Source organism: Chryseobacterium sp. AC417 (assembly GCF_979258215.1).
Genome location: NZ_OZ409845.1, coordinates 150,906 through 164,829 on the forward strand (window position 1 = coordinate 150,906; position 13,924 = coordinate 164,829).

8 protein-coding genes, 2 tRNA genes and 1 pseudogene are annotated in these 13,924 nt (G+C 34.2%); 5 read left to right on the top strand and 6 right to left on the bottom strand.

Annotated features, from left to right (window positions below; all coding sequences use genetic code 11):
- Window positions 1–26: 26 nt before the first annotated feature.
- From tamL to ACZZ9T_RS00770, 4 genes and pseudogenes are all read right to left on the bottom strand, one after another.
- A complete protein-coding gene (tamL, locus tag ACZZ9T_RS00755; protein ID WP_463440522.1) occupies window positions 27–2,375 on the bottom strand; it encodes a translocation and assembly module lipoprotein TamL in 2,349 nt (782 codons plus the stop codon).
- A pseudogene (locus ACZZ9T_RS00760) lies at window positions 2,375–7,412 on the bottom strand (translocation/assembly module TamB domain-containing protein). Before ACZZ9T_RS00760 ends, tamL begins: the two are co-directional and overlap by 1 nt.
- Before the next feature lie 332 nt (window positions 7,413–7,744).
- Window positions 7,745–7,815, bottom strand: a tRNA-Gln gene (locus ACZZ9T_RS00765).
- 121 nt (window positions 7,816–7,936) lie between these two features.
- A tRNA-Gln gene (locus ACZZ9T_RS00770) sits at window positions 7,937–8,007 on the bottom strand.
- Window positions 8,008–8,104: 97 nt separating this feature from the next.
- Here ACZZ9T_RS00770 and ACZZ9T_RS00775 point away from each other — a divergent pair.
- The 4 genes from ACZZ9T_RS00775 (at window position 8,105) to ACZZ9T_RS00790 (ending at window position 11,332) form a co-directional block, all read left to right on the top strand.
- Complete coding sequence (locus ACZZ9T_RS00775) at window positions 8,105–9,136, top strand: AMP-binding protein (RefSeq protein ID WP_463440523.1); 1,032 nt, start codon at window positions 8,105–8,107, stop codon at window positions 9,134–9,136.
- 89 nt (window positions 9,137–9,225) lie between these two features.
- Window positions 9,226–9,618: an alternative ribosome rescue aminoacyl-tRNA hydrolase ArfB gene (gene arfB / locus ACZZ9T_RS00780; protein ID WP_463440524.1), complete on the top strand. Its 393-nt coding sequence runs from the start codon at window positions 9,226–9,228 to the stop codon at window positions 9,616–9,618.
- A 46-nt stretch (window positions 9,619–9,664) separates the two neighbouring features.
- Window positions 9,665–10,333 (top strand): hypothetical protein, encoded by a 669-nt coding sequence (locus tag ACZZ9T_RS00785; protein WP_463440525.1) that lies wholly within the window; start codon window positions 9,665–9,667, stop codon window positions 10,331–10,333.
- A 27-nt stretch (window positions 10,334–10,360) separates the two neighbouring features.
- Window positions 10,361–11,332: a deoxyhypusine synthase family protein gene (locus tag ACZZ9T_RS00790; RefSeq protein WP_047444737.1), complete on the top strand. Its 972-nt coding sequence runs from the start codon at window positions 10,361–10,363 to the stop codon at window positions 11,330–11,332.
- 90 nt (window positions 11,333–11,422) lie between these two features.
- Here ACZZ9T_RS00790 and ACZZ9T_RS00795 read toward each other — a convergent pair whose 3' ends face one another.
- A complete protein-coding gene (locus ACZZ9T_RS00795) occupies window positions 11,423–11,569 on the bottom strand; it encodes a hypothetical protein (RefSeq protein WP_463429545.1) in 147 nt (48 codons plus the stop codon).
- 129 nt (window positions 11,570–11,698) lie between these two features.
- On the opposite strand from ACZZ9T_RS00795, the gene ACZZ9T_RS00800 reads away from it, so the two are divergent.
- A complete protein-coding gene (locus ACZZ9T_RS00800) occupies window positions 11,699–11,995 on the top strand; it encodes an MGMT family protein (RefSeq protein WP_463440526.1) in 297 nt (98 codons plus the stop codon).
- Window positions 11,996–12,086: 91 nt separating this feature from the next.
- Here ACZZ9T_RS00800 and argS read toward each other — a convergent pair whose 3' ends face one another.
- A complete protein-coding gene (argS, locus tag ACZZ9T_RS00805; RefSeq protein WP_463440527.1) occupies window positions 12,087–13,847 on the bottom strand; it encodes an arginine--tRNA ligase in 1,761 nt (586 codons plus the stop codon).
- Window positions 13,848–13,924: the final 77 nt, after the last annotated feature.

Genomic DNA, 13,924 nt, shown 5'->3' on the forward strand with positions numbered 1-13,924 from the left:
AATTTTTTGATGAGTATTTCAGTTATTTAAAATGGATAACCAATCGCAATATTCAAAATCAGATTATCTCTTCTCCAGCTTGAATCTCCAAAATTGATTCTGTCAAAAGCCCATCTTTCGCCTTTTTCATAATAAGGTACCCGTAACGGCATTGCCAAGTCGAGTCGTAAAACAAGAATTGAAAAATCAAGTCGCAAACCAACTCCTGCTCCAACGGCTATTTCGCTTAAAAATTCTTTAGAAAATTTTCCTCCCGGTCTTCTATTAACCCCATTCTCATCGAGATCATCATTGATCAGCCAAATATTTCCTGCATCTGCAAAAACGGCAACATTAAGGAACTTATAAATATTTGCACGGTATTCTGCATTCAGTTCTAGTTTTACGTCACCTGCCTGATCAAACACAAAACCCTCCTGCTGTTGCGGTCTCGGATCAAAACTTCCCGGTCCTAAAGTTCTTGCACGGAATGCTCTGATACTGTTACTACCCCCTACAAAAAACTGTCGAGAAAAAGGTATGTATTCTGAATTACCATAAGGAATAGCAACTCCTGCAATAAATCTTGATGCAAAAGATGTTTTTTCACCAAATTTGTGATAGAATCTCACATCATTTTCAATCTTCGCATATTGGCTGAACGGAACTCCGAAGATTGTTTTCTGATCATCTTCTTTTACATTAGCTCCGGTTACAAGTCCCGTGATGTTTCCGGCTAAATCAAGCATTCCTTTGTAATAGAAAGTATTCTTTCTGGGAAGCATGGTGGTTGAATACGTGTAAGAATAAGTAGGACCAAAAATAAGTTGTGGTTCTACTACTCTTGCCAGATAAGGATTTTGTTGGTATTTTTCAATGTATTTCGGTGTTACATTAGCAGGATCTATAAATGAAACATCAATCACTTTTAGCTCATGCTCTTTTCTTACATTTTCTTTCCACTGATATCCGAATGAGGCGTTGAAAGTATTTAAAGTATATAAAGTCGTTCGGTTTTGAAATTCATATCCGATCTGAATATTGGTTCGGGGAACAAAGGCACTTGAAGAATTAAAACGGAAAGGAGCAACAATTCTAGGAATTGACAACTGCGCATTGGTTCCTGCCCTGAAAATATTTTCAGCATCTGCCGGTCCGCCAATTTGCACATCAAAAGCACCATAAACAGAAGCTTTAAACTGTTCAGCTCCACGGAAAAAATTTCTTTGGGTCCAGTTTAAGTTTAATTCGCTTCCTGCATAATTGGCAGAATTGGTTCTTCCCAGAGCTTCCAAACGTAAAGACTGAAGTTCTCTCGGAGTCAGTACATAATAAGCATCAAACTTATGATTTAAAGAATCTGAAACTACAAATTCATTTTTTACGAATTTAAACACACCCAAACTTATCAGTCTGTTCAGAGATAAATTATGGTCTTTTCTGTTATAAATATCTCCTTTATTAAAATATAAAGCACGGTCGAAAATTTTCGGTTTGAATTTTTTATCAGGATCAACGACATAAATATCATTGTATTCATAGCCTTTCAGCGAATCCAGATTCATCGGAATGCTGTATTTTCCTTTTTTCGCATCACGAAGATTATAATTCGGGAAAACAACTACTTTATCAATCGAAAACTGTTCGGTCGCCAATTTTGGAGTATTCTCTTTTAATTTCACCATCATCTCGACCTTATGATCTTTGCTAACGGTGCTGTCTGCCTGAACAATGATATTATCAGGATTGAAATAATAAAAACCTTTATCCTTTAAGCCATCATCAATTCTCTGTCTCTCGAGTTTAATAACATCCAGATCAAAAGGATTTCCCGGTTTTAATAACGTTTTACCTTTTAAAGCCTGAATTTCCTGATTAATTAAACTTGAGTCCTGCACAAAATTAACATTACTGATTAAATATTGTGCACCCGGATTTAAAGTATAAATTACTTGCGCTTTCTTATTTTTTGAGACGGTGTCATACTTCGCTTTGGCATTAAAATATCCTTTGTTTTCAGAATAATTGACAATAATATCTTTATTAAATTCACGGTCAACATCACCCAATAAAACGGGTTCTTCTCCAAATTTATATTTCAGCCAATATCGAATTCCTTTCTCCTTCTTCGGTTCTTTGGTAACGTTGTAGGCATACAGTTTAGGTCTTAAACCCAGAAAAGACGAATTTGGTTTTGGTGTTAAATTTTCTTCAAGAGCAGCTTTTAATGCTTTCTTTTCTTTTTTCGGAAGGGTATCATTTTCAATCTTCACTTCTGCTCCTGTATAGAGCATTTGTCCTTCTTTTAAAAATTTGGTGTTGCTGCACGAAACAACAGCCGCAGTCATTCCCGATGCTAAAAAATATCTACAATAGATGTTTATCTTATTCTTCATTACTTAAATTCTACGACCTGGTTATCTTGTTTTTTCTTATTCTCACGACTTTCTCTGTTTCGATTATTTCTCGACTTCCGGAAAATATCTCTGAATTGATTGTAATCTAAAGTGATGATAAATCCAACACCGGTTTCTACAATCTGTCCCTGTAAAGCAACTTGGTAATCATTTTTACGATAAGCACGCAGCATATATCTTCCGTCCCGTGAAAGGCTGTAATCTACGGTTACGTCTCCTGCAATATTGGTCGTGTTCTCGTTTTGTCTCGCCTCGCCTTCTAATCCGAAATTACTTCCTACTGAAACTTTCAGACGATCATTCAGTAATTTTTTGCTTAAACCGATGTTAAGATCCGTTCTGGTATTTTGTGTTCCTGTAGAATAATCTTCAGTAGATTCTAAATCGAAATTAAGATCAACGCCTTTTATTAAATCTGAAGCCAGATTATTCAGCTGCTGAGAAAGAATTTTACTCACACTCTGTCTTGCCATGGTCTCTGCGGATACTCCGGAATTGCTTCTGGAAAGGATTTTCACCAATGAAGCGATTCAATAAAAGCAACGCAAAAACCTGCTTGTTCATCTCATTGGGATCTTGTCTTAGCTGAGCGAGTTTTCCATCAATGGTCTCCGTGACAGCAGATGAAACAGCATTATTTTTCTCATCTGTTGTAATGTCAAATGAAATCTGAGGCTTCATGAGTTCACCTTTCAGAATCAACAGCGTATTAAATGGTATTCTCTGTTTGTATTGGTTCAGATCTGCATCCCCGACTTGCTGCTCGATCAAATCGATCGGTGCAGTTTCAGTTTTATAAATCGCTGTGATATCAAGGTTCGCAGTCGTAGGCTCTCCTGTCCAGGTAATTGTACTTCCTTTCTGAATGTCAAATTTTCTTTTCAGAACACTTACAGACATTTCATAACTTCCTTTTTCTACTGAATAAACACCAACCAGAGTGGTTTTTCCAGAAGGATCAATGCCTCCCGTCAAATCTGCTTCACCCTGAAGTTTCACAAAATCACCGGCTGCTTTGTCAATAACAATAGACATTTTCGCTTCTTTGTCTACTTCAATATTTACATTCACATCCAATCCTTTGATCTGGCTTTGAGCATCAATAGAATCTGCTTTAATGGTTTTATTTAGAGCAATCTGATCTTGGTCAATAAATTCGACAATCCCGTCTCTTTCCTGTAAAGACGGACTTGACTGAGGCAGAACAAAAGTGAAATCAGTAGTTTCTGCAACGGCCAATCTGCCGTCAACTTTAGGCAAATCTAAATTTCCTCTTACTTTCAAAGCTGCATCAATCGCCAGAATACCGTACATCATCGCATCGTTTGATTTTTCAGAATTTACAACTTTAAAATCTTTCGCATCCAAATCGAGGTTAAATGCAAAATCTCTGTAGGTTTGCGTAAGAACCTGTCCGTCTATGTTGAGAGAATTTCCGTCTTTGTCATTAATTTTGAAATTATCAAACTCAATTCCCCGGTTCGTAAATCCTATTTTATCATTAATGTTTCTGAAATCACTTCCGGTTTGTGAAATCATTAATCCTACATTATTCATTTTAACATCACCAAGAATTTTTGGAGCTGTTGTAGTTCCTTTTATTTTTAAATCTCCGGAAAGATAACCTTCTGTATTGGTAATAGCATTCATACTAAAGCCTTGCAGCGTTTTCATCTGAAGCTGATTCATATCTAAATCTAAATCAAACGTACTTGAAGAAGTATTGTAATTTCCTAAAATTTTAACGTCATTATTGTTCCCTGAAAGCACTACATCTGCATTCAGAAGATTCGCAGACTGGTTATTGACTTTGATGGCTAAATTACCGACCGGACTTCCGTAAACAATTAAATCTGAAACGTTGATGTCTGAAGTGAATGTCATTTTTTTGGTTAAATCTCTCAGTTGAGCCGTTCCGTTGATCGTTCCTTTGGCCAAAAGTGAATCTTTTTTAATGATTTCCGTGATCGTTTCGATTTTAAAATCTTTCAGCGAAACATTGAGCGGACTGCTTGGTGAATTGCTTTCAGACTGTAAAGAAATTTCAGCTCCTTCATTGGAAAGTGTAAAATTATCTGCAACAATTCCTTGGCTGAAAATCTGAATCTTATTGTTTTCAGCAACCGTCCAATCCATGTAATTCAGTTTTAAACCATTAGGATTTAAGGAGACTTCGGTAATGTCGTTCATCGATTTGGCATTTCCTGCAATCAGGAATTGCGTAGCATCTTTATCATCTTTTGTCGTGATATTGTAATTGATAATATTTTGAGCAACGTCACCGTTGATATTAACTTTATTTAAAGCCAAACTCTCATTTTTCAAGGCCGCAACACTTAGATCATATTGCAAAGCCTGGTTTTCGTTGGTAATTTTTAAGCTTGTATTTTCAAGTGTATTTGCACCGTATAAAACCTGTGGAATCTGTGCATCAAGTTCTATTTTCTGAGAATCTGCGTTGTAATTTCCTGTAATCTTGATGGTTTCAAAACTTTTCAGTTCAGGAACAAATTTTCTGATCAGATCATCATTTTTAATTTTAGCATTAAAGGTAAAAAACTGTCCGGCATCAATTCTCTGAACTTTCCCTGGTTTTTGAAACTGATAATATTGATTGATCGTTTGTGTTAACGCTCCAAAAATCTGAGTCAGCTTATATTTTCCGTTCAATTCAACATCTGCAATCTGAGAATTGAATTTTATTTGGGTAGAATCTGCCGTAGAAACCGCCAGCAAATTCACTTCCTGAACCGGGTAGACTTCTTTCGTATCTGAGATCGCAAAATCTTTAAGATTCAAATATCCATTCAAATTATCCGGATCTAAACTTTTAAAATCACCGTCAACTGCTCCCGCAATAATCATTGGCGAACTGTAGAATCCTAATTTGTTTAAATCTAGTTTATTGATATTTCCATTAACTTTTACAGTAGGATTTTTCTCGTTGTAAACTCCTGAAGCTGCAAGATGTAAATTGGCATTGGGATCTTTTGAGTTTAAATCAACATCGTAAGCACCACGATTGATCTTCCCTTTCAGATTCATATTTTGGTAAGTATAACCTTTGTACGTAGCAGATTTTACAGCTCCAGCTAGTTGAGCAGTCATTACTTCCGGATCAAAACTCTGTCCTTTTGCATTGATCTGTGCGGTGATGCTTCCTAAATCTTTATTTTGAATCAATTTACCTATTTGAAGATTCTGCAGATTGGCTTTTACGTCAAAAATTTCCCTGTTTTTTCTTCGCATATCAACTTTAGCGATAATTCCGGCATTTCCTAATGTAGAATTCAGACGCAAATTAGTATCAACAATTTTCGTTGTTCCTTTTGCTGTTCCTTTTACGCTGAAAAAAGATGGTAAAGTGATGTTTTTCGGAATGGTATTTTTCGGGACTAAATTATAAATCGTTTTTGCGGAAGAAGAGAGTTCTGCAATTTTTAAATCATAATATAAGTTATCAGGATTCATTGCATTTTTGATTCTTCCCGAAGCAGCAACTTTTAGTTTGTCTAAACCTGAAACTTTCAGATTTTGAATCGCAAGATCATTAATTGTACCGTTTACCAAAGCATTTATGTTGAGTGATGCGTTTGGATATTTATTAAACGGAGCCGTATTTTTTAGGGTCGGAACTATATTTAAAATATCTGAAAAACCAATTTTAGAATCACGAATATCTGCAGAAATTTTTACTGCTCCCGGATTTGCCGATAATTGCTCAATCGAATTGTAATTTAAAATAATTTCGTCTCTTAAAACTGTTTTTGGTGTTTTTAAATAAAGATTTTTCAGATAAGCCTGTTCTGCCTCATACACAAAATCTGTATTGAATTTCTGAACGTTTAAACCTCTCGCTTCCTGAATTTCTGCTGATTTTACACTTCCTGCAAAACCATTGTTTTCCATTTTAAAATTTCTGACGTCAAGATTTAGTTTAGCAAAATTCAGATGGTTAAAATCCATTCCGCTTTTGGTGGGGGCAACTGCGGTATTGTTATAAGCAACTTTCACATCATCAAGAACCAGTTTTCCTAAAAGAACTTTCATCGCTTTTTCTTTTTTAGAAACGGTTGAAACTTCTGGATTTTCGTCTTTTTTAGAATTTGCGTTTTCCGTTGGAAGAAATAGATTTGCGTTGATGTTTGCTCCGGTCAGATAGACATTTCCAACATTGTAATCGTTATTTTCAAGATCAATGCTGTTGACTTTCGTGCTTAATTCTTTAAAAAGAACTTTTGCAAAAGTTTTAGAATTGTCATCTCCGTAATCAATATTGAAATTGGTTAGTTTAATTCCGTTCAAACCTAATTTCATAGGCTTTTTCTGATTGAGAGAGTCTACTTTTTCTTCAACATTTTGAGAAACTTCTTCTACAAAATCCTGCTTTAATTTTAATTTTAATCCGTCAAGATTAATATCATTAACTGCATAAGAATTGTTTTGAAGATCAAAAGTTTTTACTCTTGTATCAAATGAATTAAAATAGACTTTAATGTCATTTTTAGATTGCTGATCATTGAAAGTCAATCCTATATCTTTCAGTTTAATTTTATCAAGAGAAATGATGAAAGGTTTTGAAGTGCTTTCTTCTTTATCTGAAGTGGCAAACGCATCAATAATATAATCGAAATTGAATTTCCCTTGTGGATTTCTTACCACATTTGCACGAACGCCTTCAAGATCAATCGAAGTAAGATCAGCTTTTGATTTCATAAGTTGCCACATATCTAATCCGACATCTAATTTTCTCGCTGAAAGTAACGTATCTATATTTTGACCCTTCAAATACAGATTTTCCATCACCAAACTGTTTGGAAAACCTATGTAAACTTTATCAAGACTTACTTTTGTTTTGATTTTTTTCTCTAAATAAACAACCAGTTTATCTTTTACGTAATTCTGTACTGCAGGAAGTCGTAAACTTAATATAAGAAGGATAACCAATACAATGATAGAGATGATTGCAATAACAATACCTCTGAGAATTTTTCTTTTGTTGAATTTCAGTTTCAAAATTTTCTGATTTAGACCAATATACAATATTTAATGTTGGCAAATTTGTATTCTTTACCACTGTTTAAATTTCTTATGAATCTCTTATATCTTGAAAATCTGAAACTTAATGATATTTACCATTGTAATATTATTTGTGATGGCTTATTAAAAATAGGACTTGTTTGATTTTATGAGCAATATGTTTGCCAACCGTTCCTTTTAGGGTGAATTTCTGTGAAAATGAGGTATGTTTTTATATAACAAAAACCTGATCACCATAAACAGGTTTGTGAAAAATACCCTTTTTGATTAATTAAAATAAAAAAACCACCCTTAAAAAGGATGGTTTGTAGACCCACAGGGATTCGAACCCCAACTGATGGTACCAAAAACCAGAGTGCTACCGTTACACCATGGGTCTGTTTTATTTTAGTGGTGCAAATCTACATTTTTTTTCTATATCTACAAAAAAATATAAATGAATTTGAAAAAAATATTAACTGTACTTAAAAACAAAAACCACCCTTAGAAAGGATGGTTTGTAGACCCACAGGGATTCGAACCCCAACTGATGGTACCAAAAACCAGAGTGCTACCGTTACACCATGGGTCTGTTTATTTTAGTGATGCAAATTTACAGTTTTTTTATTTATCTGCAAATCGTTTTTTTATTTTTTTTAAATTTACCTAAATTTTTATCCGCGACAACCATGGTGATTGACTTCAATAATCTCGAAATTAATAATTTACATTTTCATACCGAATTTCAAAAAAAAATATTTTTTTTCTTAAAAGAATGGCTTTCGAGTTCCGAAACAGTACAAGTACAGACATCCGGATCTACAGGAGTTCCGAAAATGTTTGAAATTGAGAAAACGAAAATGATCACTTCAGCAAAAATGACCTGTGATTTTTTAGATTTGAAAAAAAATAACACTGCCCTACTTTGTCTTCCCGTAGAATATATTTCCGGAAAAATGATGTTGGTTCGTGCTTTTGAAAGAAAATTAAAGCTTATCGTAACTGATCCATCTGTAAAACCTTTAGAAAATCTGAATGAAGAAATTAACTTCTGTGCAATGACTCCTTTGCAAGTCGAAAATTCTTTAGACAAAATTCATCTCATTAAAAATCTCATTATTGGCGGAGCAGCCGTTTCGGAAAGCTTAAAAATTAAGATCACCCAAACTCTTAAACCCTTCAACTCTCAAATAAAAATTTACGAAACTTACGGAATGTCTGAAACGCTTTCTCACATTGCATTAAAAGAGATTTATCCAGACCAGCAACCCTACTTTACAGTTTTTGAAAATATTTCCATTTCTTTGGATGAAAGAGGCTGTCTGAAAATTTTCACACCTAATTTAAATGATGAACCTTTACAAACTAATGATTTAGTTGAAATAAGAGATGACAATCAATTTAAGTTTTTAGGGAGAATTGATAACGTGATCAATTCCGGTGGAGCAAAAATATTTCCTGAAGAACTGGAAGCTTTAGTTAAAAAAGAAATTCCGAATGAAGTTGTATTTTTAGGCCTAAAAGATGAAAGTTTGGGAGAGAGATTAATTGCAGTAATTGAAGGAAATGAATCTGAATTTTTAATCGAAAAAATATTAATCACCAATTATCAACTGAAATTTCACAAGCCAAAACAGATTATCTTTGTTGATGAAATCCCAAGAACACCCAATGGAAAGGTAAAAAGAACTGAGCTTCGTAAAACAATTGAAAGTCGTTGATTTATTAGATTCTAATTGATAAACACCTCGTCGCAATTCTTCTTAAAGTTGATCCAACTTTCCAAATGAAGGAATTAAAAATGTGAAACATGAAAGATTTTTCCAAAGAACTGAATTTCAAAACTTCCCGAAGCAGCGGCGCAGGCGGACAAAATGTAAATAAAGTGGAAACTGCAGTTACCGTTACCTGGAAAATTTCAGAGTCTGAGTTTTTTAATGAGAGACAAAAAGATTTAATTTTAGAAAAACTGAAAAACAGAATCAATCTGGAAGGATTTTTATTTCTAAGCGTTTCTGAAAGCAGAACACAACTTCAGAATAAGAAAATTGCTACCGAAAAGATTCTTGATATTGTAGATAAAGCTTTAATCATTCCAAAATTCAGGGCGAAAACGAAACCAACAAAATCGTCTGTAGAAAAACGTATTCAGCAGAAAAAACAAAATTCAGACAAAAAAGAAAACAGACGTTTCAAATTTTAATTCTCGTCAATTAGAAAAAACAGTATTTTTGCGGAAATTAATAACTATGTTTAAAAAACTTTTGATGTCGGGAGCTTTCGTAATCCCATTCTTGTTTTCAGCGCAAGAAGAAAACTTAAAATCAGAACCAAAAATTTCGCTAATTCCGTCTGTAGGTTATGCATGGCGTTTGGCAAAAATGCCCAGTGGAATTCCCAAAGAAACGAGAGATTACATTAAAGGTCTGAAAAGCGGAATTAATTTTGATATTTCTGCATATTATCATTTAAAAGGAGACGGTGCAATTGGTGTAAAATATTCAAACTTCAGTGCTTCAAACGATGGGAGAATAACTGTGCAAGATTCAAATGGAAACACGGTTTCGGGGTTTGTAAGCACCAAAGATAATATTACATTTATTGGACCTTCATTTATGTTTTCAAATTTTAAACAAGACACTAAACACAAATTCTATTATGACATTGCATTAGGTGTTATTACCTACACCACCAAAACAGGAGCTGTAAAAGGAACAGGCTCCAATCTTGGTTTGGAAGCTAATTTCGCTTATCAATATGCAATCACCAATCAGATTTTAATAGGTCCAAAATTAGGTACTACCGCAGGAACTTTAAGCAAGATGAAATATAATGGTACAACGGTAAATTTCGGTGATGAGGAAAAAGAAGGATTAAGCAGACTTTCTTTGAGTGTAGCTGCAACTTTCCGTTTTTAAATTTTATCTTTGTGAAAAATAAAAATAATGAGCAAACCGATTACTGAGTTCATAGAAAAATATTACCTGCACTTCAATGCAGCAGCTTTGGTAGACGCATCAAAAGGCTATGTTGCCCATTTGAAAGAAGGTGGAAAAATGATGATTACTTTGGCAGGAGCAATGTCGACTGCTGAGTTGGGAAAGATCTTAGCTGAAATGATCCGTCAGGATAAAGTAGATTTTATCTCTTGTACTGGGGCGAATCTTGAGGAAGACCTGATGAATCTTGTTGCGCATTCTCACTACGAAAGAGTTCCTCATTATAGAGATTTGACAGCTCAGGACGAATGGGATTTATTGGAAAGAGGCTTAAACAGAGTTACCGATACTTGTATTCCTGAAGAAGAAGCTTTCAGAAGATTGCAGAAACATATCGTAGAAATCTGGAAAGATGCTGAAGCAAAGGGTGAAAGATATTTTCCGCATGAATTTATGTATAAAATGATTCTTTCCGGAGTTTTGGAGCAATATTATGAGATTCCCAGAGAAAACTCCTGGATGATTGCTGCAGCTGAGAAAAATCTTCCAATTGTAGTTCCCGGCTGGGAAGATTCTACCATGGGAAACATTTTTGCGTCTTACTGCATCAAAGGTGAATTGACTGCTACAACCATGAAATCAGGCATCGAATACATGACGTATCTGGCAGATTGGTATACTAAAAACTCTGCCGGAAAAGGGGTTGGTTTCTTCCAAATTGGAGGAGGTATAGCCGGAGATTTTCCTATTTGCGTTGTACCCATGCTGTATCAGGATATGGAAATGCATGATATTCCGTTCTGGTCATATTTCTGTCAGATTTCAGACTCAACGACTTCTTACGGTTCATATTCCGGAGCTGTTCCGAACGAAAAAATCACTTGGGGTAAACTGGATATCACTACGCCGAAATTTATCGTTGAAAGTGATGCAACCATTTGTGCACCATTGATGTTTTCTTACATCTTAGAAAATTAAATTTGCAGACAAAAGTCTGAATCTTAGATATAAAACGCTTCAACTTTGAGGCGTTTTTTTGTTTCTAAAAATCTCGCGATTAACGTTGTTTCAATCCAAAGAATTGGTCAGTACAAAGTAACGATATGCTAAAATGCCTTTTTGCAGTTTAGTGAGTTTTGCAGGATCTTTATCACTCAGTTTCGGTAAAACGGCTTTGTTGATTTTATTTAATAATCTGAAAATGAACTTTTTCATAACTTTAGATTTAAATAGTATAATTCAAAAATTATGCAATATTTAAAATAAATTCCTAAAAAAACATTCATTTTAAACTTTAATACATGAGCTAAAATCTTATTTTTGAATATAATTTAAGCAAACTAAATGAATGAAATTTTCAAACAACAGGTCTGGGAAATTACCAAGTTAGTTCCCAAAGGAAGGGTGACAAGCTACGGAGCGATTGCTAAAGCGGTTGGCTTTCCCAATCATTCACGCCACGTTGGAAAAGCAATGGGAGGTTGCCCGAAAGATGTTCCGGCTCATCGGGTGATTTCCAGTTCAGGAATTTTGTCTGTTCCAGAATTTCAGGAAAGATTAGAAGCTGAAGGTATTGAAATAGAAAATTTCAGAATAAAAAACTTTAAAAATATATTTTGGAATCCTCTTAATGAGCTGTAATAATGATACTTAAAGCCACTACTAAAATACAAAAGTCCGGCTATTCACCAGACTTTTATTATTGCTTTAAAAACTAACTTGTTTAAGAATTTTACATTCTGTTCACCGTTCCAATTCCTAATAATCCTAAAGATTTTTTAATTGTTTTCGCAGTAAGATCAGATAATTCTAAACGCAATTGTTTTATATTTTCATTTTCCTGAATCACAATCGGATTATTCTGATAGAATGAATTATACGTTTTTACAACATCATACAGATAATTAGCAACTAAAGCCGGACTTAAACTTTCTGCCGCTCTGGAAACAACCGTTTTATAGTTCGCTAATTGCATGATCAATTCTTTTTCAAATTGATTCAATTCAACTTCTGCAATCTCTTTTTTAGTATACTCAGCTTTTGCTAAAAGCGACTGAATTCTGGCAAATGTATATTGAATAAACGGACCTGTATTTCCATTGAAATCAATACTTTCAGCTGGGTTGAAAAGCATTTTTTTCTTTGGGTCAACTTTCAGCATAAAATATTTTAAAGCTCCCATACCAACTGCTTCATAAGAAGATTCTTTTTCCTCATCAGACAAAGTTTCTAATTTTCCTAGTTCCTGAGATTTTGATTTTGCCGTTTCATACATTTCCTGCATCAAATCGTCTGCATCCACTACGGTTCCTTCACGAGATTTCATTTTCCCTTCCGGCAGCTCAACCATTCCGTAAGACAAATGGTACAATTGATCTGCCCACGAATACCCAAGCTTACCTAAAACTTTAAATAAAACCTGGAAATGATAATCCTGTTCGTTACCTACCGTATAAATTAACTTCTGAATATTATTTTCTTTAAAACGCTCAACTGCAGTTCCTAAATCCTGCGTCATATATACTGAAGTTCCGTCTGAACGAAGCAAAAGTTTCTCATCCAAACCACCTTCAGTCAAATCACACCAAACAGAGCCGTCTTCTTTTTTATACAAAACACCTTTATCCAAGCCTTCCTGAATAAGATCTTTTCCTAAAATATAAGTATTGCTTTCATATTGAACCTGATCGAAATCTACCCCAAGTCTTTTATACGTCTGATTAAAACCTTCATACACCCAAGAATTCATCTCTTTCCAAAGATTTCTCACTTTTTCGTCACCATTTTCCCAATCAAGTAGCATTTTTTGGGCTTCTTTCATGAGAGGAGCTTCTTTTTTTGCCTGATCTTCAGAAATTCCTTGTGTTATTAATTCGGCGATTTCTTTTTTATAGTTTTTATCAAACTCAACGTAGTAGTTTCCAACAAATGTATCTCCTTTTATATGATCTGTATCCGGAGTTTCGCCTTTCCCAAATTTTTCCCAAGCCAACATCGACTTACATATATGAATACCTCTATCGTTAATGATCTGACTTTTAATGACATCATATCCATCTTCTTTCAGAATCTGCGCAACAGAAAATCCTAATAAGTTATTTCTGATATGTCCTAAGTGAAGTGGCTTGTTGGTATTGGGTGAAGAATATTCTACCATTACGGTAGCATTTTTCTTTTCTATCGTTGCAAATTGTTCAGCTACTGTTTTAAATTGATTAATAAAAAACTGATTTTTAACTTTTACATTCAAAAAGCCTTTTATTACATTAAAACTTTCAAGCAGATCTGTTTGAGTCGTTAACGCTTCACCTAATTCTACTCCTATACTTTCAGGGTTTTTCTTCAACTGTTTCACCAACGGAAAAGTGACAATGGTAAAATCTCCTTCAAACTCGGTTTTATTTTCCTGAATTTCTAATTTTATATCTTTAAGTTGATAGACATTAAGGATAACCTCTGCCAGTTTTTGTTCTATAATATCTTTAATATTCATTATTCTAATTTGAATGGCAAATATACGGAAATAAAAAAACCGCCCGAAGGCGGTTTAAGTTTGAATAATATTAAATT

Bases quoted from the DNA above. Each gene is read 5' to 3' on its own strand.
- ACZZ9T_RS00800 (WP_463440526.1), top strand. From the start codon at position 11,699: ATGAATGAAATTTTCAAACAACAGGTCTGGGAAATTACCAAGTTAGTT.
- ACZZ9T_RS00790 (WP_047444737.1), top strand. From the start codon at position 10,361: ATGAGCAAACCGATTACTGAGTTCATAGAAAAATATTACCTGCACTTC.
- arfB (WP_463440524.1), top strand. From the start codon at position 9,226: ATGAAAGATTTTTCCAAAGAACTGAATTTCAAAACTTCCCGAAGCAGC.
- ACZZ9T_RS00785 (WP_463440525.1), top strand. From the start codon at position 9,665: ATGTTTAAAAAACTTTTGATGTCGGGAGCTTTCGTAATCCCATTCTTG.
- ACZZ9T_RS00775 (WP_463440523.1), top strand. From the start codon at position 8,105: ATGGTGATTGACTTCAATAATCTCGAAATTAATAATTTACATTTTCAT.
- argS (WP_463440527.1), bottom strand. From the start codon at position 13,847: ATGAATATTAAAGATATTATAGAACAAAAACTGGCAGAGGTTATCCTT.
- tamL (WP_463440522.1), bottom strand. From the start codon at position 2,375: ATGAAGAATAAGATAAACATCTATTGTAGATATTTTTTAGCATCGGGA.
- ACZZ9T_RS00795 (WP_463429545.1), bottom strand. From the start codon at position 11,569: ATGAAAAAGTTCATTTTCAGATTATTAAATAAAATCAACAAAGCCGTT.